The sequence below is a fragment of the Neoaquamicrobium sediminum genome (assembly GCF_013240295.1).
In the GTDB taxonomy this organism is placed as follows: domain Bacteria; phylum Pseudomonadota; class Alphaproteobacteria; order Rhizobiales; family Rhizobiaceae; genus Aerobium; species Aerobium sediminum.
Genome location: NZ_JABETK010000002.1, coordinates 74055 through 93755, shown reverse-complemented (window position 1 = coordinate 93755; position 19701 = coordinate 74055). Strand labels below are relative to the sequence as shown.

The following is a 19701-nucleotide window of genomic DNA, read 5'->3' as shown; positions in this document are numbered from 1 at the left end:
CCGTTAGTCCTCGTCCTGCCAAAGGCCGGTGGCCTTCAGGCCGTCGGCCACTTCCTTGGGCATATAATTCTCGTCATGCTTCGCAAGGACGCTATCGGCCACGAAGACACCGTCCTGTCGCAGTGTTCCTTCAGTCACGACGCCCTGCTCCTCCCGAAAAAGATCGGGCAGGATGCCGCTATAGGCCACCGTGACCGAACCGACCTGGTCGGTGACCGAAAACGAAATGTCCTGTCCCTCACCGCGAAGTACAGTGCCTTTCTCGACCAGCCCGCCGAGCCTGATCCGCTGGCCCGGCTCGATTTGCGCTGCGACAAGTTCGGCAGGCATGTAGAAATACGAAGTCTTCTGGCCAAGCGCATAAAGCGTCAGACCGGACGCCAGCGCGAGAAAGACCATGGCCCCGCCGATCACCGCAAGTCGCTTCTGTTTGCGCGTCATCATTCCGCCTGTCCGTTCAGCGTCACGCCTCGTTCGGCAGCGAAGGTTTCAAGCGACGCTGCCGGCTGACTGGGCCGACCCAGCGCGTCAAGTCCACGTTGAAGCGCGTCGCGTGCATCGTCCAGTCTGCCAAGAACCACATAGGACTGCACCAGCCGCTGCCACCCTTCCGCGTCTTGCGGATTGTCGCGCAGACGCTGGTCGAGCCCTGCAACCATATCCTCGATCATTTGAGCCCGGTCTTTGTCCGACATCAAGTCTGCGGCCTCGACGTCCTCTGCGGAGGGTCCCGGTATCGCCGGCTGCTCCCCCAGACGGGCAATCGATTGTTCCACCGCGCCGCGCCATGGCGAGTTTGTCGGCAAACCCGCAAGCATCGATCGCCAGGCCTGTGAAGCTTCGGCGGATTTGCCTTCCTGTGCCAGAGCGGTTGCCAGCAGGAATTGCGCTTGCGGGTTCTGTGGCTCCAGCACCAGGGCCCTTTCCAGTGCGGCTTGCGCCTCGACGGTGATCGTACCGCCGGCATTGGCCGCGATCGCTTCACCAAGCCCGAGCTCCCGGGTTACGCTCGAACCCTGCAGGCGGATCGCATTGCGGTAGGCGACGACGGAATCGTTGTAGCGCCCCATGCGATAGTAGATTGGCGCAAGGACGTCCCAACCCCGGCCATCCTCGGGATTGGCGGTCAGATGCCCCTCCGCACGCGCCACCAGCTCCTCTATGCTGTTTTCGGCGGGATTGGCGGTGAGCCGCTCCTGCAGCGGCTGCCCCGGCAGCTCCGGCGAGCCGGTAACCGCGTAGATACCCCAACTCGCCAGCGGCACTGCGAGGATAGCGAGCGTAGCAATCGTTCGACCTGTTCTCGAACTTTTCGAAGAGCCGGTGCCCCGCCCCTCGCCTGCAATCCGCAGTATGCGGCGGCCAATCTCGGCTCTGGCCTGTTCCGCTTCGGTCTCGCCGATCACGCCACGGCCAACATCACGCTCAAGCTCGGCGAGCTGGTCCTGGTACACCGCAAGGTCGTGATCCGAGTCCGCGCTCGCGTGTGCCTTCACGCGCACCATCGGCACAAGAATCGCCAGGCAGGCGAGCAGCGTCAGAAGTGCGGCAACGATCCAGAACAGCATGAACCCCAGATACCCGCTGCATCATGGCAAGCCAATGACCGGCACGTGCGGCTTTTTGGCGACTGTCGGTTCCTGCGCCCGCAACAGCCTACGCGAGCGGCGTCCAGCTTCCGTTCGGATTGCGGCACGCTGTTCCGCGCGCGGAATTCGCCTGTCCGCCGACGGTGACGGTATGGACATACTGTCGGCAATCCTGCGAGCCGACACGATAGGGCGAACCGGCGACGACCTCGCCGTAACGGCGCCCACCTTCCTTGCCCCATGCAACGGCCTGTCCGGCAGGCGTGTATTCCAGCGCCCTGTATTCCGCCTCCAGCGCACGGCGGCGCTCTCTCTGGTCAAGATTGGTACCGATCTGGCCGCCAATCAACCCACCGCCCATGGCGTCCACGATTGCAGCGGCAACAGGTTTCTCGGCGGGTCGGCTATCCTCTGCAAAGGCCTGCACGACCGAACCGGAGCCGCCGCCCGTCGTCGAGCATGCCGACAGAACTGCCATCGCCAACAGGCCTGCAAAGCCAGTCTTCCAGCCCATAACCTTGAACGCCTTTCCGCTATCGCCGGCAGGTAGATCGGCTCTGCCTGCCATCAGTTCAAGCCTTCTTGCCTGCGACTTTGGCGCATAAATGGCATGACGGCAATTTAAGCATCATTCCTGGGCACGACGCAGTACCACCGACACTTTGAGCCCGCCCAGCTCCGAGCGGGACAGTTGAAGGCTGCCACCATACTCCTTGACCAAATCAGCGACGATGGCGAGACCAAGTCCCGTACCCGGTTTCGTTTCGTCCAGCCGCCGCCCGCGGATGAGGGCGTCGCGCGTCTTCTCTTCGGGAATGCCAGGCCCGTCATCCTCGACGATCAGGCTGAAGCTGCGATGCTGGCCTTCTTCCGGCGTCGCCTCCAGGCCAATAGAAACCGTCTTCCGACCCCATTTCATCGCATTCTCGAGGAGATTTCCGACAATCTCCTCCAGATCCTCCCGCTCGCCTGCGAATACGAGCTCGTCTTGCGGAAAGTGTGTCAACAGCCGCGTCTGCGGGTTGAGCTTGCCCACGACACGGACCATTCGCTCAAGTGTCGCTTTTACCGGCGTACGGAAAACGATCGTGTCGCGTTGCGCGGCCATCCGGGCGCGTTGGAGATAGTGCTCCACCTGCTGGCGCATGGAAGCGGCTTGGTCCGCGATCAGCCCACCTTTCGCGCCGCCGATGGCACGCGCCTCATTCGTCAGCACGGCCAGAGGTGTTTTCAGAGAGTGCGCGAGGTTACCCACCTGCGTCCGCGATCGCTCGACGATGCGCCGGTTGCTTTCGATGAGTTCGTTCGTCTCGTTGGCAAGAGGCGCGATTTCGACCGGAAAGTTGCCGTCGAGCCTCTGCGCCGCGCCGGCCCTGATCTCGGCCAGCGATCGGCTCACACGCCGTAACGGATCGAGACCGACAATGATGGCCAGCGCGTTGATTGCAATCATACCGGCGCCGAAGATCGTCAGGTAAAGGTATAGCCGATGTTCGAAATCGGAGATGTCGGCTTCAAGTTCTGTGCGATTACCCATCACGCGGAAGCGGGCGATGCTGTTGTCACCGTCGAGCACGAACTCGCTCTCGAACACCTCGATCGTCTCCCCTCCCAGCCCGTTGGTGACATAGCTGCGCTGGAATTCGCTGCTGAACGGCACCTGGGACGAAGGCGGTGACGGAACCGGCTTCGTCAGCGACAGCGAGCTGAGCTGACCGCTGACGCCGGATACCGGCTCGACCGACCAGTACCACCCCGATTGCGGCACGGTGAATCGCAGATCGCCCAGATTGGGCGTTCCCTCCAGCCTGCCGCCGTCGCCGACGCCCACGGAACTGATGAGATTGAAGAGATGCGCCGTCAGCAGGCTTTCGAAGCCGCGTTCGCTGACCTGCCGGAAAAGCGAGGAGATCACTGTCGAGATGACAACGAGCGCCACCACGGCCCAAAGAGTCGAGAAGGCGACGACTCGAAACGTAAGGGAGTTGAACCGGCGCCTCAGCGATGACATCGCCGCCCGCCGATCAGGTCTTGCGCTCGCGCGCGCCGGTCAATCCTGCACCTCGCGCATGCGATACCCCATGCCGCGCACGGTTTCGATGAGATCGACACCCATCTTCTTGCGCAACCGGCCCACAAACACTTCTATCGTGTTGGAATCGCGATCGAAATCCTGATCGTAAAGATGCTCGACCAGCTCGGTGCGCGACACCACCTCGTCCATATGATGCATCAGATAGGCGAGCAGACGGAACTCGTGGGACGTGAGCTTGAGCGGCACGCCATTCACGTCCGCCTTGGAGGATTTGGTGTCGAGACGCAGCGGGCCGCAGCTCAGTTCGGAAGACGCATGGCCGGCAGCGCGGCGTATGAGCGCGCGTAGCCGCGCCAGCACTTCCTCTATGTGGAAAGGTTTGGTGACGTAATCGTCGGCGCCTGCGTCAATGCCGGAAACCTTGTCACTCCAGCGGTCACGCGCCGTCAGGATCAGAACCGGCATCTTACGGCCGTCGCGCCGCCAGCGCTCGACCACGCTGATACCGTCCATCTGCGGCAGCCCAATATCCAGTACCACTGCATCGTAGGGCTCGGTATCGCCAAGGAAATGCCCTTCCTCGCCATCGTAGGCGCGATCGACCACATAGCCGGAATCGGTCAGCGCATCGGCGATCTGCCTGTTAAGGTCCTTGTCGTCCTCGACCACGAGTATGCGCATGGGGTTTCCTGTCGGATAAAGTTGACCCTCGGCGGATATTGCCGGATTCGGGCATACCGGCAAAGTGGCTGCCGGCTTCTGTCTTCAGCCCATCGGCACGACGATCTCATTGCGCCGCGGGCGCTGGCCATCCCGCGCTGGCATCAGCACCACGATCACGCAGACCTGCTGGCCTCCGCGCACCTCCGGCGTGGCCCGGGCAAGCTGGCCGCCTACCTGGGCTGCTTGTTGCATTCCGATGGCGTAGCAGTCGCCCGACACCGGTACAACCAGATTGGGCGCGCCCGGCACTGACGGCACCGCAAGGGGTGCCGCCACAACGGAGGATGCGAACACGCCTGCCATCGAAATGCCGATGGTCGCTTTACGCAGAAGGGTTCGGAACTGGGTCATGGCGTGTTTCTAACCCAACGCGGCTGAACACGGAATGAACAATTGCTATATGGCCCGTTCAGTCGATCCGGGTGGTCGCGGCCAGTCGCCCGAATATGGCGGCAACCCCGGCGACGGCGGCGACGGCCTGCAGGATTGCGTTGACAATCGCCTGCGTCTCGCCTTCCTCGACCGATATCCCGAACGCGCCAGCCGTCGTCGCGCCAACCATTACGAGCGCGGCCCAGATCGTTCGTGAAAGATACCACGGTTTGCGGATTTCCATGCACTACTCTCCTTGTTGATTGCGATTATTGCGAGCCGGTTCACAAAATCAGGAACGCCCGGGTCGTCGGCAGCCCTGCCCCGGCCGTAGCGCTGATCTGCCGGACGGTGATTTCGATGCCCGCCGGCAGGGCTGGAAGATCGGAAGCGATCCACGCCGCGTCGTAGATCCAGTTCGCGGCAGCCGTTTCTGCCGTGCGAACCATTGCACCACCCGTGTCCCGCACCTCGACGCGGTAGCGTTCGTATTCCTCGCCCAGCGGTATCTCCTCGGAAAGCCAGCTATCGGCATCGATCCGGCCGCGTCTTGTCCATGTGACGAGTGCATCGCCACCGGATTGCCTGGCTAGGCGCAGATGCACAGGCGCCAGAGGCAACCGCGCGCTGACGCCGCCTGCCGTTGCCAGTCCGACATGCGTAGGCCCACCAAAATCCTGGCCGCTTGGTCCGACCATCCAGTTCAGGGCGAGCCCCGCTTGCTCGGGCGGCAGACCGGCCTTGACGACGGCGTGGTCCAGCAGAACAAACGGGGCGCCCGCGGAGACGCCGACAGCCAGCGCATCGCCGGTTCCCTGCTGGCCGCGCAGCAGCCTGGTCAGCCGCCAGACCGATGGCGCTATTTCTTCCGCATCGCCGAACTGGACGATTTCCCAAACGCCGTTGTCGGCGCGGATGGCGGCCATGTTTGCGCCGTTCAGAAGCTGAAGGGTCGGTACGCTAGCCATCGCGCCATCGAACAAGGCAACAGTGATCGCCCCGTGATGGTCCAGTCTTCCTTCCGGCCCCTGCCCCTTCGCCTCCACCAGTTCGCCTATGGTCGCCTGTGCGGCGATGCTGGCGGTAAGGGCGAAACCGGTTTCCTCCGGCGAGGCATAAGCTGCCTGTGTTCGCCATGGTGACGCGTAGGCGGCAACGCGGAACTGGTCTTCCGGTGTCGTGCTACCCGGTAACATCGGCAAATCCAGCAGAACCACATAGGGCGCCCCGGGAACGGACGGACGCGTGTCGGCACCTGCCAGGCTGGTGACATGCCACGGCGTCGGCGCGGAGCGTACGACCTGCCGTGCCGAAACCCGTCGGCTTAGGCCGATCTCCACTTCGTTTACGACATACTCGCGTCCGCCAGTCTCGCCTGCCATTGAGATAAGCGTCCCCGGAGCGATGTCGACCTGTCCGGGTGGCACCGAAAATGCGATACTCTCCCTTCCATTGCGCTGTCGTGCCAGCCAGTCGTCCAGCAAAGCGGATGCGGCCCCTATCTCGAGGCACCCTGGAATGCTGAGCGCGCGGCTTCCGCCCTTGGCGGCACCCGGCGAAGCGGCTCGCGCAAGCGCCGGCTGATAGCTCTGAAACGGGTCGGCGAAGGCGAGCTCCGCTTCCGTCGCCAGTTCGCGATCGGGAAGGCGGACGCGCTCCAGCGTAGCCGCCTGTTCCTCAACGATCATCTCTGTGATCTTGACTGAATCGCCCTCGAACGCGTTCGCATCTTGAAAGCGGATTGTGCCGGCCTCGTCGCGCACGGCAAGGCCGCACAATTCCGCCAGCGGTTCAAGCGCCGCGCGCGCCGTGGTCGGCGCCTCGAGCATGTAGCCTGAAAGCGTACCACTCAAGCGCGCAGCGTCGACATTGGTGAAACCGTGATCGGCCAGGATCGCCCGAACCAGATCGCTCAGTGCAATGCCCGAAAGCCGGCCATTCAGCCAGTGCCCCTTGTGCCAGTTGATCGCATCCTTCCAGAGCGCCGAATGCGCCGGAAACGCAGGAAAAGGACGCGCGTCCCAGGCCCAGATATATAGCCGATCCGCATCGACCATCCGGCCGCCATAGATCGGCGAGAGAGGGTTCTGCGCCGGATCGAAGACGGCGCTGGCCGGATTCCAGTGGTCGAGATGCGCCAACAGGAACTGCCGCTGAGCGTCATCCGAACGCCCGCCCGATGAGAAATGCGGCAACGCCGCCTCTGACGACAATGCGTCGGGAAACACGTTTGGCTGGTTCGGCCCCTTGTCGACCGCTGGACACCCTATTTCCGTGAACCAGACAGGTTTCGAACCCGGTACCCAGTCCGTCGGCACGCCCGCTTCGATGCCGCCGATCCGGTTGTGGTGTTGGTTCTCCCACCACGACCTGATGTCCTTGAACCGGAAGACCCAGGGTTTTCCATAAGCACCGTCCGTAATCGGCGACCGGTGTCGGTCGGCACGGGCAGCATTGCTGGCATAATACCAGCCATACCCTTCCCCGGAGGCGATCTGCCCGCGCAATCCGTCCACGTCGTAAGGGCTGCGGAACCCGTCGGGATTTCCTCCGGCGTAGTCCTCGTCGCGCCAGTCGGAGAGCGGCATGTAGTTGTCGATGCCAACCGCGGTTATTGCGTCGTGCGACCACAGCTGATCGAGGTGAAAGAATACGTCACCGGACCCGTCGGCCGGCTGATGACCGAAATATTCCGACCAGTCGGCCCCATAAGTAATGGCCACCTCGGGGCCGAGCAAATCCCGCACCTCGCCGGCCAGTTGGCAAAGCGCTTCCACGAAAGGAAACGCATTCGCTTCGTCACGAAGCGTCGTCAGCCCGCGCATTTCCGATCCAAGCAGCAACCCGTCGACACCGCCCGCAGCAACCGCGAGATGCGCGTAATGCAGGATTAGCCGGCGATAACCCCAGTCGCTGCCGTCGCCCGTATACGCGACCCCGCCTCCATGAACCTCGAAATCGGCGACCTCCGCGCTCCCGCAAAAGGACGCCACCTGCGTGCGTGCGCCGACAGACTTGTCGACGCTTCCTTCCGCGCCGGGCGCGGGATTACAGGTTATGCGCCCGCGCCAGGGAAAGGCGGGCTGGCTTTCTCCTCCATACGGGTTGGGGAGGGTGTTCTCCGGCGGGATGTCCATCATGACGAATGGATAGAGCATCGCCCGCAGGCCGCGACTCCTGATCTCGCCGATGCACTCGATGACCGAGCGATCGGACGGCGTGCCGCCAAACGATGCATGGTCGTCGACCGAGCTCACCGTGGTAGCAGCAGCGCGCGTTATGCCTCCGACGCTCCACGGTTCCGAATAGCCGTGAGTGTCGCTGTGCATGACTGCCGGCCGGATCGTGCACGAACCGGCGCGCAGATCGCTGCCGAACCAGGTGACCACGATGGCGACCTCTTCGAGATCCGGACACAGCGCCTGCAATTCGTCCAGCGACGCCACAAGGTCCGATGCGCCCTGGAGCATGTTCCTGTTGATCTGCTCCGTCACGCCCGGCCGAGGCGCGCGGGTGACGGCGCGCGGCAGCAGGCCATATTCGGTTGAACCGGGCAGCAGCACGACCGCCTTTACCTTGTCGTTCAACGAACCCGTCGCCCGCATAACCTCGAACTGGAATTGCGGAATGCGATTGCCGTATTCGGCCAACGGAAACCGCTCGAAGACCACACAAGCCATGCCGCGATAGGCGGGCGCATTGCCCTCGCCCTGCTTTGCAGCGATCAGCGGGTCGACCGGCTGGTCCTCGCTCCCTCGATAGATGCGCATCGTAATCTGCTCGAGGTCCAGCTCCTTCCCATCCGCCCATACACGGCGCACACCGCTGATCTCGCCCTCGCACAGCGCGAATGCCACATTGGCAAAGTAGGCATAAGTGGTCACCTTCGGCCCACCCTTGGCGCCCTCGCGCCGCGACTGGCTGCTTTCCTCGAAGCGTGTTGCCCAGATGACGTTGCCGCCGGTTCGCACTGTGCCGTAAACGCGCGCGACCGGCGCGCCTTCCTCCGCCATGAACGGGCGCATCGAGCTCAGTCGCGGCCCTTCCACATGCTGGAAGCTCTGCAACAGGCTGCGATCGAGCATATAGCCGGCCATCGCGCCGGCTGCGGAACCCAGAGCGGCTCCGACAGGCCCAAGAATGCCGCCGAGAAAGGCCCCGGCAGCCTGCAGAACGATAGTCGCCATGATCGAAATGCTTCCTCAGTACGGCGGAAGGTCGGGAAAGACGAAAACGCCGGCGATCCGGCGACGCCATTGCGGGATCAGCGCAGAAGCCGTCACTGCATGCCCTTCATAGGCATGAAGAAAACGGTCCTCGCTCATCAGGATGCCCACATGTTTCGCCGCGTGATGAACCCGCCAGCGGAAAACGATGAGGTCGCCGGGCAGTGCTTCGTGGATAGCCTTCTCCGCACAGTGTCGGCCAGCAGCCTCCAACAGGCGGTCCCGACCTCCTGCTTCCGCCCAGTCCGGCGCATAAGGTCCCGGCGCCTCCGGTTCCTTGCCATAGACGGCACGCCATATCCCGCGAACGAGGCCGAGGCAGTCGCATCCCACGCCCTTGGTCGATCCCTGGTGGCGATATGGCGTGCCGATCCATGTTACCGCTTCGGCCAAAACTGCTGCAGCCGCTTTACGGTCTTCCAGTTCAGGGTTCATTCTACGATTGGCCCCCATCGAAATTCCCGCCTTCTGAGACATAGCCGTAGGCCGCGTCATTGCCTGGCAAATGCGGGAAGCCACGAAAGTTGATCGGGTTGGAGAACTTGGCCTTGCACGTCGCGAAACGCTTGTCGCACCCGGCAAGCACGGTGAACGCATCACCCGGCGCCGGCTGACGCTCCCCGGACGGCACGGCCAACATCACAGTGCCGGATGCGTTGCGGTGATCGACGATCGCCGACGTTCGTCCGGCAAGCTCGCCGCTCGTCCAGGTGATCTCGCCGAACGAGAACCAGCCCGCCACAAAATCCGCCAGGCCGCTGACGCGAAGCATGCCCGGTGCCGCGATCGCAATGACCGCGCCACTGCCGTTGAACTCGGCGGCGCCCAGGTCCACCCTGCACCGCGCATCGCCAAGGCGCGCGTCGCAGCCACGGCGCAGATAGCGCCCGCTGGGCCGGTCAAGACTTGCTGCGACGCTTTCCAGTTCCGCAACAAATCGACCATCGGCGCGCGTCATTTTGCCCACGATAGCAGTGCGGATCGTTGCGAACTGGTCAGGTTCGCACCAGTTTACAAGCAGCGTCTCGACCGTGGCGCCATCGAACAGTCCCGACTGGATGTCCTCCTCCGTCAGCCGGTCCGATGAAAGCGCGCCTTCCACATCGACGCTGTCCGGTGCCATGCCAAGCGACGTGCGCGCCTCGCTCTGGGCGAAGCCGCTTTCGGGCTCGAAGGTCTGTCCGTCCACGATCAACACCCTGTCGTGGTCGGTAAAGCCATAGGTCTGGCCATCGCGCCGGGCGACGCGCCAGCAATGGCAGAGCGTCGTGCATTCACGATCGAGATGCTCCCGAAATGCAGGCGAGAAGCTGCTCACGGTTCGATCTCCACGATCGGGATGGACGGGATCTGCCCGGCCTTGAAGGCGCTCAGGCTGATGGCGATGCGCTCGGTGTCGAATCGGGCAGGCACGTCGAATTCGTATCCGGCGCGAACGACCTGGCCGTTTGCCGGGATGGCACTCGGCCCGAAAGTCACGATGCCGATTTCATGGTCGACGGTGAAATCTGCCGGGTCGCTGCGTTCCATGCCGTCAACGGAAACCCGCACGCTACCCTCCACGGGCTTGCATATCCGGCGCAGGTAGGAATCCGCACCGCTGCCATAGCGCTTGATGAGCTGGAAACTCGCCGTCGCGGCGTCGCCGGTGCCAATGATCTGATCCGTGGCAGACGGCGCATTGTCCGGTGGACATGATTTCATGTCGAACGGATCGCGAAAGCGGAAGCCGTGGAATGAGCCGCGACGCGCCTCGAAAAACGAGATGATCTCGTAGAGATCGGCGAGCGATCGCACGCCCGTGCCCGCATCGAAGTGCCGACGCGACTGCGCGAACCGCAGGTTTCGGCGTTCCCGTCCCGATGTCAGCGCGACGATCTCGTTGCGGCGTTCCGGCCCGCCCGTCGCGCCGAACGACACGCCGACAGGAAAGCGGACCTCGTGAAAGCTGTCCATCTGCCTCTCCGGTTCACAATGTGCGCGCGCCGCGCGACACCGCACGCGCCAGCATGCCGGTGATCTGCGCCTCGGATTTGCGGAAGGAGGCCGCATCCTGAGCCGTCACGTTGAAGACGACATTGACCGGCAACCCGGCACGCGCTGCGGTCTGACCGGCTTCGGCGCCAGTCGAGGCCGATGACGGTATCGGCGCGCCCATGGAGATCGCTTCCACGTCTGGAAAGAAGTCCGGCATTCTCATCGCGCCGGCCTCCGTGGCGAATGGCAATCCACCGATGAGACGCGGCAGCAGGTCGGATATCAGGCCCGACAGCGGCTTTAGCCCCTGGCTCAGCGCCATGCTCGCCAGGTTCAGACCGATGCGCTGGAGCACGTCCTCCAGCGACCGGCCATTGATCGCCGCATCCCTGAGCGCACCCGTAAGCTGCCGGCCGAACGCGTCGGACAGGTCCGCCAGTTCCCGCATCGCATCCGCGAAAGGCTGCGTGTCCATCTCGAACTGGATCTCCAGCGGCTTGAGAGAGTCGTTCATCGATCCTGCCTTTCAGCACCGTCCGGGAACCTGTTCATCAGCGCTTCAAGCGTTCCACGCCGTGGCGCTGCCACGGTGCCCGACACCACATTCAAACCGCGCAAGACGCCGGCAAGTTCGCGCGGCGTCATCACCCAGAAGTCGCGCGGGGAAAGCCGCAGCCGGCCCAGCCCGATGGCGATCACCTGATCCCACGGGAACTGACGCGCCTTGCCGCCTGCGGCGTTCAAGGGTCCGGCCGGGTCTCGCCGGAATCCCCGAACGTTGCCTTGAGCAGATCGGCTACGATGCGGGCAAAGCCGGCTACACCGCCCTCGACGGTCATTCCCGCGACATCGTCGTCGCTCACGGCCGCACCCGCACCTCGCAATCCGGCTGCGATGATGCGCGTGAGATCACGTGCCGAGAGCCTGCCCGAGGCAAACCGCTCGGCCAGGGCACCGAGATCATCGACACCGAACGCGGTTTCCAGTTCCGCGAGCGCCCCGAGCGTCAGGCATAGCACGCAATCGCGACCGGCAATGATGGCGGCGATTTCGCCGCGTCTCCTGTTCGCCGGCATCACGCGGCCGCAAACGCGATTGCGCCGGCGGATTCGAGCGCGATCTCGAATGTCACCTCGCCGTCGTGGTTGCCCGTATATTCAAGCGCCGTCACCTGGAACGGCCCCTCTACCGTCCCGAAATCCGGTATGGCGAACTGCCATGACGTGACCGATCCGCCAAAGAAGGCGATCCGGATAAGTGCGTCCGACTGCGCGTCCTTGAAGATGCCTGCGCCGCTCAGCGATGCGCGCTGCACTCCGCTGCCGGCCAGAAGCTCGCGCCAGCGCCCGGTGGAATCGGCATCGGTGATGTCCACGGTCTCGCTGTTGAAGGCGAGACGTTTGGTGCGCAAACCCGCGACAGTCGTGAACGCGCCGCCATTGTCGACCTTCAAAAGAAGATCCTTGCCCTTCTGTGCTGCCACAGCGAGCCTCCTCTGTGTTGCAATGATGTGAAGAAATGAAAGGGTCAGTCGACCGGTTCGGTCACGGCGCGGAACCGCAGGGTGCCGTGATGAACCGCGAGATCGTCGTCGAAACGCGCTTCCTCGAATTCGCGACGCAGATTAACCAGATGGTGCCCTTCCAACGCCAGGTTCGCGTCGTGCAGCGTGGAGCGCACGATTTCCATCACATCGAGCGTCTCCGACAGGCCCTTGGCCTTCGACCAGACATGGACCGTGAAGACATGCTCGCTGCCATCCTCGGTGTCGGTGCTCCAGTCCTGCATCGAGGTCAGGCCGAACGTCAGATAGGGAAACGCCACATTGGCGGGCGCATGGTCGTGGATGCGGCTCTCACCGAGCTTTGCCGTCAGGTCGCCATTCCCGCTCAATGCTGCATACACGGCCTTGCGCAGCGCGGTAGCCGCCGAGCTCATTGCTGCCTCCTGGCGCGCGATGTCGCCTCACGGTCCCGCGCCTCCGTCATGGCCTTTCGCCGCGCCCGCATCGCGCTTGCCGCGGCCTTGGTGTCCAGCGCACCTGCTGCCTTCATCTGCAACGCTCGCATCAGGCCGTCGAGCGTCAATTTCATCGCCGCCTTCAAAGCCCCGCCTCCGTCACCGTGCAAACCAGATAGCGTGCCGTCTCATCGGGATCGTGGACAGTCACGATGTCGAACAGCCGCCCAAGCTTGCGCAGTCGCATGCCGCTGCGCAGGTCTTCGCGGTAACGCAGCGTAACACGATGCGTTACCTTCTCGAGCGTCTGATCGGCGCCGTATCGGCTCTTCGCTGCCAACGGCTCGATCCGCGCGAAGATCGTGCCGGCCTCCGCCCACGCTTCAGTGTACCCGCCTGCCCCATCGGGAATTGTCGAAACCGTTTCCAGGACGAGTTCGTGACGGAACGATCCCGGGTCGATGAATTCCGTCCGCATCTACAGCCTCCGCGTCCGCCAGGGAGCGATCAGGCGCTCGTAACCCGGCGGATACGAAACCGGCTGCGCGGACGGCGCAAAATGCGCGCGGAACTCGTACCAGTGCGCGACCAGCAACAGCATGGCTCGTTTCAGCAAATCGGGCACATCGGTCCCCGCTTCGCCGAAACCTGCTGTGAAGTCGATCTCGATCCCGTTCATTGCACGGCCCGGCTCCGGGCCGTCCACGAAATGCAAACGCGCCGGCCGTGCGTGGGCGTCGAGCTGATACCGGGCCGGATCGGTCACGGACGCCGCACCGTCCTCGTCGTAGATCGTCACGGAAAGTACCTCGCGCACCGGATGCCTGCGGAGCAGCACGCGCTGCGTCGATGGCATCCTGTCCAGCACCAGCCGCCACGACTGGTCGACCAGCGCCAGGCCGCATGCGGCTTCCACCTCCTCGCGCGCGGCGCGTATCAGGCCATCCAGCAGCGCGTCCTCGCTGTCATGGTCGATGCGCAGGTTGCGCTTGGCGTCCACCAGCGTGACGGGCTCGGCCGAGGGCGCCACGGTTCGCAATAGTGTCATGCATGCCTCGAAGGGTGCGGATGAAAAGAAGACGGCCCCGGCAAGGGGAACCGGGGCCGTCGCGGCGTGGTTTGTCGGCGAAGGGACTATCGCCGGGTCTTATGCCACGCCGAATTTGACCAGCTTGATCGCGTTGAAGTCCTGCACGCCGCCGCCCACCCGCTTGGTGATGTAGAAGAGCACGTAGGGCTTGGCGGAATACGGATCACGCAGCACTCGCACGCCGGCGCGATCCACGACAAGGTAGCCGCGCTGGAAGTCGCCGAAGGCGATCGCGGTGGCGTCGGTGGCGATGTCGGGCATGTCTTCGGCCTCGACGACCGGGAAGCCCATCAGCACCGCGCGACCGCCGGGCACCGCCGGCGGCTGCCACAGATAATTGCCGTCGGCGTCCTTCATCTTGCGGATCGCGGCCTGGGTCTTGCGGTTCATGACCCAGTTGGCGTTCTGCCGATAGCCGGCCTTCAGCGCGTAGATCGTGTCGATCAGCTTGTCGGAAGGGTGGCTGGCCGCAAAGGCGCCGTCGACACCCGTCGCGATGTAGCCGATCTTCTCCCACGCCCAGCTTGCCTCCGGCTCCTGATCGTAGTCGAGGAAGCCGCGCGGCTTGTCGCTGCCGTCACCGCTGACGAAGGCGGTGCCCTCCTGTTCGGCGAAGGCGGATTCCACCTCGCCGACGATCCACTGGTCGAGGTCGACCACACTGTCGTCGAGCAGCGACGGCGTCGCCGCAGGCATCGCGTAGATCTCCGCCGTCGGAAACTGGAGCGCATCCAGAACCGGCGACGTGGTCTTCGGACGTGCCGCCGTCTCGCCGACCCATCCGACCACCGGGCCAGAGGTCATGAACGGCTTCTTCAGCACCGCCGACGAAACCTGTCGCACCGAAGCGATTGACCGGATCGGGGAGATCACCGCAAGGCGCCGGCCGATCTCGGCCTCCACCTCGTCGGGCACGAGATAGCCGCCGTCGGGCCCGGACCCGTATGACATGTCCTTGGTCTCGATCGACCGCAGTGCATGTTCGTCGCCCGAGCGCAGATAGGCGTCGAATGCCTGCTTGCGCTCGGCCCCGGCGACCGAAAACGCATCGTCGCGGCCAAGTGCCGGCCGCACGCGCTTCAGCGCCAGGTTGTCCAGCACCTGCTTCTGGCGGTCGAGCGCTTCGGAGATGCGGTCGACCTTGTCGCTGGTCACGGTGTCGGCGCCCTTGCGTGTCTCGATCTCGCGCAGGCGCCGGTCGTTTGCCTCGCGGAATTCCGCGAAGGTGGTCATGAATTCGTCGAACGTATCCGAAAGCGCGGCAAAGCCGCCGCCTTCCGATTTGATTTCGGGTGCGGCCTCATGGGTCGTCATGTCTGTTGGTCCTCATTTCTGATCAGTCGTGTCGCCTCGCGTATTCGCCCGGCAAGGCGGTTCGGTGTGCCTCGCGCGGCATCCCGCTCGCGCAGCAGGCTGGAGAAGCCGCGCGCGATCACGGTGCGCGCCTCCCCGCGTGTCAGCTTCGCGTCGCGCGTCAGCCAACGTTCGAAGTCCCGCACCGATGGCAGCGCGGATGCATCATCCTTGACGCTTTCGATCCGCGCGCCCGGCAGCATCGGAAAGGTCACGATCGAGATTTCCCAAAGGTCGGCCTCGACGATCCGGCGCACGCCGGATTTCGTATCCCGGCGCGCCTTCACTGTCCGAAAGCCTATGGAGAGCCCGTCGAGCGCACCGCTGCGCATCAGCTCCAGCACCTCGCCGGCCCGCGCCACGCCGCGTGCCAGCCGACCGCGCACGAACAGGCCGCGCTCGTCCTCGCGCAGTTCCAGCCATGTGCCGATCGGCTGTGCCGGGTCGTGCTGGTAGAGCATGCGCACGCCGGTGGCACCGCGCAGCCTCAAGGCGCGCGCGAACGCGCCGGGCTCCACCATGTCGCGCGCCAGGTCGACCTTGCCGAACAGGCTCGCATAGCCCGAAAACGTACCGTCCCGTCCGATGGTGCCGATGGACACGTCGGTGAACTTGCGCTCGCGCGCGGCCAGCGGCATCTCATGCATCATGTTCGTTGCTCCGATTGCGCCCGTTCGCCCTGAATACGCGCATGACGAGACCCAGCGCCCACCAGGCGCTCAGGCTCGCCGCCGCCGATCCCATCAGCACCAGTTCGTGGGGGCCGAGGCTCTCCTCGATGCCCAGCTCCACCGCGATCTTCAGTCCGGCCGTTCCGCCGAATGCCAACCCGCTCGCAACCCCGATGCCGAAGCGGATCGCCGCTTCGCGCCGCCCGGCCGGCAGCACATAGGCGAGAGAGATGGCCGAGCCGGCCACGGCGCCGCCGAACTTGGCCAGCCAAAGCCAGCTTGCATCCGTCATTTCGTTTCCGCTCCGAATGCCGGTGGCCTCAACCGCGCGGCCCATAGCCGACCGCCTCGCGCTTTTCGTCGTCGGTCAGGAAGTCGGCAGCACCCAGCCGCGCCCAAAGCGCTTCGCGCTCTGCCGAGAGGCCGTCGATCCGGTCGGCGTCGAAGCCGAGCCTCAATCCGCTCCCGAAGCGCGGCCCGAGCCAGGCCGACAGTTCCACCGCCGTGCGCGCCACCAGCGGCAGCACGGTCATGCGGTAGAAGGCCCGGTTGGCTTCCTGGTAGTTCGAATAGGTGTTGTCGCCGGGGATACCGAGCAGCATAGGCGGCACGCCGAAGGCCAGCGCGATGTCGCGGCTGGCGCCGTTTCGCGCCTCCATGAAGTCCATGTCCTTCGGCGAAAGCCCCATCGCCTTCCAGTCGAGGCCGCCTTCCAGCAGCATCGGTCGGCCGGCCCGCGACGCGCCCGAATAGCCGTCCTCCAGCTCCACCTTCAGCCGCTCATACTGCTCCTCGCTGAGGTTTCCGCCCTCCTTCGGCGCATAGACCAGCGCGCCGGAAGGGCGCGCCGAGTTGTCCAGCAGTGCCTTGTTCCAGCGCCCCGCCGCGTTGTGGATGTCCAGCGCCATCAGCGCCGCCTGCAGGGGTGGAAAGCCGTAGTGGTCGTCGAGGGGGTGAAACAGCGACAGATGCAGCGCGCCATCATCCAGCGGAATCCGCCGCTTCGTCGCGCCCTGCCGGTATTCGAGCGCCACCGGCCAGCCGGACGCGTCGGCCGCCACCGCCACCCGATCCGGCCGCAGCAGGTGCAGTTCGCGTGCGTCCGCCGCCTCGATCAGCTCGACATAGGCGTTGCCCGACATCAGCAGGTGGCCGTAGAGCGTCTCGAAGAAGCCTGCGCCGGCGCTTCGCTGGTTGGGGCGCGCCAGGAGTTCCAGCAGCGGGTGTTCGCTCAGTTCCTCCGCGCCGTCATAGAGCAGCCACGGCACGGCGGCGGCTGATTCCGCCACCATGCGCACCGCCCGGTGCACGACCGGATTGTGCATGAACCCCTCGCGCGCCAGCGCCGCATAGTCGCGCCGCGTCCAGCGGGCGTCGCCCTGCGCGTGCAGCGCCACGAAGCCGTAGCCGTCCTTGCGTTCGAGGCGCGCGCCATCGCGCCGGCCCCGTCTCCACGGCCAGTTCCAACCCATCATCATATCCCGTTCAGCTCAGATTGCGGATGCGCGGCCGGTTCGCCCGGCCAAGCAGCAGTTCGGTGATCGCCCACACCAGTGCGTCGACACGGTCGGGCGAGCGGCCGCCCGAAAGCCCGTCGGGGCCGAAATCGCACATCTCGTCCTCGAGTTCTGGAAAGTGGCGCGCATGTACCACCCGCCCCTGCGCATAGAGTGCTGCGACCGGCTCGGCGCGCAGCCACTTGCCGCGGCTTGCCCTCACTTCCTTCACCGGCACGGTGGGGTCGACCGTGCGCAGCACGGCCGTCACCATCTCGCCGCCCTGGTTGACTTCGGCGACCACGCAATCCGCCTCGTGAGCGTGAAACCGCGCCACCGCGCGCGCCGCCCAGTCCTGCGGCCTTGCCGCGCCATCGTCGCGTCCTCGATCACGATCGCGCGGTCGCTTTCATCGAGACCAGCCACCACGATGCCGCACGCATCCGAAGTCCGCCGCGATGTTGTCGGCGGGTCCACCGCGACGACGATGCGCCGCAGCATCCCGACCGGCGCGGCCGGCATATCCAGCGCCGCGCGCGTCCACAGCGCATCGGCGCGATCCTCGATCATCTCGCCGTCGAGCTCTTGGCGACCGAGCCGGGAGCCCGCATAGCGGGCGCGCACCGCCTCCAGAAAGCCCGCTGCGAGGTTTCCCGCATTCTCCCGCGTCGCCATGCGCGTCACGGTGAACGCCGGATCGGCCAGCAGCCGCTTGATGAGCGGCACCGGCTTGGGCGTCGTTGTCACGAGCTGGCGCGGCTGCCGCCCCAGCCGCAGCCCGAACTGCAGCATGTCGAAACACGCCGTCGCATTCTTCCACTTGGCCGCCTCGTCGCACCAGGCTGCCTCGAACTGCGGCCCGCGCAGGCTTTCGGGGTCCTCCGAGGAGAACGCCTGCGCCACCGCGCCGCTATCCCACAAAAGCCTGCGCCGCGTCGGCTCGTAGCGTGGCCGATCCTGGCGCGCGATCGTCGCGATGCCCGAAGGTCCGTCCACCATCACCTCGCGCACGTCGCCCAGCGTCTCGCCCACCAGCGCGATGCGCATATGCCTGTGCCGGTGCGAGAACGGGCCGAGCCCGCGCGCCAGCGCGTTCACCCATTCCGCGCCGAGCCGCGTCTTGCCGGAGCCGCGTCCACCGACGACCAGCCAGTTGACAATCGGCGGCAGGCCCAGCAATTCGGACCCGAGCGGATATTGCGCCAGCCGCGCCTGTCCGACCCAAGCGTCACGAAGCAGCTTCAGCCGGTCGGGCGTCAGCACGCGCCGCGACCAGTTGGCCTGCAAGTCCCTCAGCCAGTTCGATGATGCGATCGTTGATGCGCCCGAGTATGGCGGCCAGCTCTTCATCGCCCAATTCTTCTTTTTCTTGTTGCGAGCGTTCCGTGGCCAGCGCGTCCCAGCGCTCCATCATGCGCATGAGGGCGACAAGCGCCTCGATCTCGGTCTTCTGGATTTGCTCCCCGTCTCGGCACGCGAGACCAGCGCGCCGACCTGGCGGGCGACATGCGCCGCGCATCTCGCCATCATCGACACCGGGTCCTCCCCGGCTGCGGCTCAACAAAACCATCGTCAGCCGCGCCACCGGCGACCTGCGGCGCGGAAACCGCATCCGCGTTTCGCGAACGCCAAACCCAGCCCTCGCCATTCGCACGCCGCCGCACCGTTGCCTCGCTGCACCCCAGCGCCGCTGCAAGGTTCCCCGGCGTCGCACCACCTTCAGCAACCGCGCGCACGGCACCCCACCGCGCAGCCGCGATAACGCACCGCCGCCTGGTCTGCCTGGCCATGAAAGACAATGATCCGTTCGGGAAAGATTGTGCCGGAGACGCCGCCGTCAGGCGCAATTCTTCGACGATAGCGACAACCTACCAAAGCACCGTCACGGTGTCAAGGAATTTTTTCCTAGGTCATGCCAGAAAAAGCACGGATCATGTGAGATACCGAAAAGCGACAGACCGGCACCGAATACGAGATCGAAGTCACGCCTCAGATGGTTGAGGCGGGCGTGGCGGTACTCCGCGAATATCTGCCGTAGGACGCTTACGGTCACTACTCACTTTCCGAGATCGCCGCGCGCTTGTATTCGTCCATGGCCCCTCTAGCGTAGTGCAGGCAGTCCTTCGCGGTGTCCATCCAGGTCACAGTCGGACTCACTTCGGCTTCATCCGCGTTGAAGTGCATTGACAAAAACAGGACCGCCCTCATGC

The 19701-nt window shown here is 64.7% G+C and carries 24 protein-coding genes and 1 pseudogene; all 25 read right to left on the bottom strand.

What is annotated here, in order from left to right:
- Positions 1 to 3 precede the first annotated feature (3 nt).
- A complete protein-coding gene (ccmE, locus tag HK436_RS12180; RefSeq protein WP_173193417.1) occupies positions 4 to 441 on the bottom strand; it encodes a cytochrome c maturation protein CcmE in 438 nt (145 codons plus the stop codon).
- Entirely contained in the window at positions 441 to 1568 is a 1128-nt protein-coding gene (gene ccmI / locus HK436_RS12175) for a c-type cytochrome biogenesis protein CcmI (protein WP_173190296.1), read from the bottom strand. The genes ccmE and ccmI overlap by 1 nt, the downstream gene beginning before the upstream one ends.
- 88 nt (positions 1569 to 1656) lie before the next feature.
- Positions 1657 to 2157 carry an RT0821/Lpp0805 family surface protein gene (locus HK436_RS12170; protein WP_244648925.1) on the bottom strand — a complete coding sequence of 167 codons (501 nt, stop codon included), beginning with the start codon at positions 2155 to 2157 and terminating at the stop codon, positions 1657 to 1659.
- 60 nt (positions 2158 to 2217) lie between these two features.
- A complete protein-coding gene (locus tag HK436_RS12165) occupies positions 2218 to 3600 on the bottom strand; it encodes an ATP-binding protein (protein WP_173190294.1) in 1383 nt (460 codons plus the stop codon).
- Positions 3601 to 3639: 39 nt separating this feature from the next.
- The gene (locus HK436_RS12160; RefSeq protein WP_173190292.1) at positions 3640 to 4305 is read right to left on the bottom strand and encodes a response regulator transcription factor; all 666 of its coding nucleotides are present in this window, start codon (positions 4303 to 4305) and stop codon (positions 3640 to 3642) included.
- Positions 4306 to 4389: 84 nt separating this feature from the next.
- Positions 4390 to 4698, bottom strand: a complete 309-nt coding sequence (locus HK436_RS12155; protein ID WP_173190290.1) for a hypothetical protein — start codon at positions 4696 to 4698, stop codon at positions 4390 to 4392.
- Positions 4699 to 4756: 58 nt separating this feature from the next.
- Complete coding sequence (locus tag HK436_RS12150) at positions 4757 to 4963, bottom strand: hypothetical protein (RefSeq protein ID WP_173190288.1); 207 nt, start codon at positions 4961 to 4963, stop codon at positions 4757 to 4759.
- Between the two features lie 40 nt (positions 4964 to 5003).
- Positions 5004 to 8906 (bottom strand): baseplate multidomain protein megatron, encoded by a 3903-nt coding sequence (locus tag HK436_RS12145; RefSeq protein ID WP_173190286.1) that lies wholly within the window; start codon positions 8904 to 8906, stop codon positions 5004 to 5006.
- Positions 8907 to 8921: 15 nt separating this feature from the next.
- Positions 8922 to 9380, bottom strand: a complete 459-nt coding sequence (locus HK436_RS12140) for an NlpC/P60 family protein (protein WP_173190284.1) — start codon at positions 9378 to 9380, stop codon at positions 8922 to 8924.
- Between the two features lies 1 nt (position 9381).
- A complete protein-coding gene (locus HK436_RS12135; protein WP_173190283.1) occupies positions 9382 to 10263 on the bottom strand; it encodes a phage/gene transfer agent baseplate hub protein in 882 nt (293 codons plus the stop codon).
- On the bottom strand, positions 10260 to 10901 hold the full coding sequence (locus HK436_RS12130; protein WP_173190281.1) for a DUF2460 domain-containing protein: 642 nt from the start codon (positions 10899 to 10901) through the stop codon (positions 10260 to 10262). The genes HK436_RS12135 and HK436_RS12130 overlap by 4 nt, the downstream gene beginning before the upstream one ends.
- A gap of 13 nt (positions 10902 to 10914) precedes the next feature.
- Positions 10915 to 11436 carry a phage tail tape measure family protein gene (locus HK436_RS12125; protein ID WP_244648923.1) on the bottom strand — a complete coding sequence of 174 codons (522 nt, stop codon included), beginning with the start codon at positions 11434 to 11436 and terminating at the stop codon, positions 10915 to 10917.
- The gene (locus HK436_RS12120; protein ID WP_173190279.1) at positions 11433 to 11666 is read right to left on the bottom strand and encodes a rcc01693 family protein; all 234 of its coding nucleotides are present in this window, start codon (positions 11664 to 11666) and stop codon (positions 11433 to 11435) included. The genes HK436_RS12125 and HK436_RS12120 overlap by 4 nt, the downstream gene beginning before the upstream one ends.
- Positions 11663 to 11998, bottom strand: coding sequence for a gene transfer agent family protein (locus tag HK436_RS12115; RefSeq protein WP_173190277.1), 336 nt, complete (start codon positions 11996 to 11998; stop codon positions 11663 to 11665). Before HK436_RS12115 ends, HK436_RS12120 begins: the two co-directional genes overlap by 4 nt.
- A complete protein-coding gene (locus tag HK436_RS12110; protein ID WP_173190275.1) occupies positions 11998 to 12405 on the bottom strand; it encodes a phage major tail protein, TP901-1 family in 408 nt (135 codons plus the stop codon). The genes HK436_RS12115 and HK436_RS12110 overlap by 1 nt, the downstream gene beginning before the upstream one ends.
- Before the next feature lie 44 nt (positions 12406 to 12449).
- Positions 12450 to 12860 carry a DUF3168 domain-containing protein gene (locus HK436_RS12105; protein WP_173190273.1) on the bottom strand — a complete coding sequence of 137 codons (411 nt, stop codon included), beginning with the start codon at positions 12858 to 12860 and terminating at the stop codon, positions 12450 to 12452.
- On the bottom strand, positions 12857 to 13015 hold the full coding sequence (locus HK436_RS12100) for a hypothetical protein (RefSeq protein ID WP_173190271.1): 159 nt from the start codon (positions 13013 to 13015) through the stop codon (positions 12857 to 12859). The genes HK436_RS12105 and HK436_RS12100 overlap by 4 nt, the downstream gene beginning before the upstream one ends.
- An 8-nt stretch (positions 13016 to 13023) precedes the next feature.
- Complete coding sequence (locus tag HK436_RS12095; protein ID WP_173190270.1) at positions 13024 to 13359, bottom strand: phage head closure protein; 336 nt, start codon at positions 13357 to 13359, stop codon at positions 13024 to 13026.
- Complete coding sequence (locus HK436_RS12090) at positions 13360 to 13929, bottom strand: head-tail connector protein (protein ID WP_173190268.1); 570 nt, start codon at positions 13927 to 13929, stop codon at positions 13360 to 13362.
- A 99-nt stretch (positions 13930 to 14028) separates the two neighbouring features.
- Positions 14029 to 15285, bottom strand: a complete 1257-nt coding sequence (locus HK436_RS12085) for a phage major capsid protein (RefSeq protein ID WP_173190266.1) — start codon at positions 15283 to 15285, stop codon at positions 14029 to 14031.
- Positions 15282 to 15971, bottom strand: a complete 690-nt coding sequence (locus HK436_RS12080) for an HK97 family phage prohead protease (RefSeq protein ID WP_173193411.1) — start codon at positions 15969 to 15971, stop codon at positions 15282 to 15284. Before HK436_RS12080 ends, HK436_RS12085 begins: the two co-directional genes overlap by 4 nt.
- Complete coding sequence (locus tag HK436_RS12075) at positions 15964 to 16287, bottom strand: DUF6107 family protein (RefSeq protein ID WP_173190264.1); 324 nt, start codon at positions 16285 to 16287, stop codon at positions 15964 to 15966. The genes HK436_RS12080 and HK436_RS12075 overlap by 8 nt, the downstream gene beginning before the upstream one ends.
- 28 nt (positions 16288 to 16315) lie before the next feature.
- Positions 16316 to 17467 (bottom strand): phage portal protein, encoded by a 1152-nt coding sequence (locus HK436_RS12070; protein WP_376769191.1) that lies wholly within the window; start codon positions 17465 to 17467, stop codon positions 16316 to 16318.
- A 13-nt stretch (positions 17468 to 17480) separates the two neighbouring features.
- A pseudogene (locus HK436_RS12065) lies at positions 17481 to 18778 on the bottom strand (DNA-packaging protein).
- A complete protein-coding gene (locus HK436_RS31365) occupies positions 18720 to 18911 on the bottom strand; it encodes a hypothetical protein (RefSeq protein ID WP_244648921.1) in 192 nt (63 codons plus the stop codon). The pseudogene HK436_RS12065 and the gene HK436_RS31365 overlap by 59 nt, the downstream one beginning before the upstream one ends.
- Between the last annotated feature and the right edge of the window lie 790 nt (positions 18912 to 19701).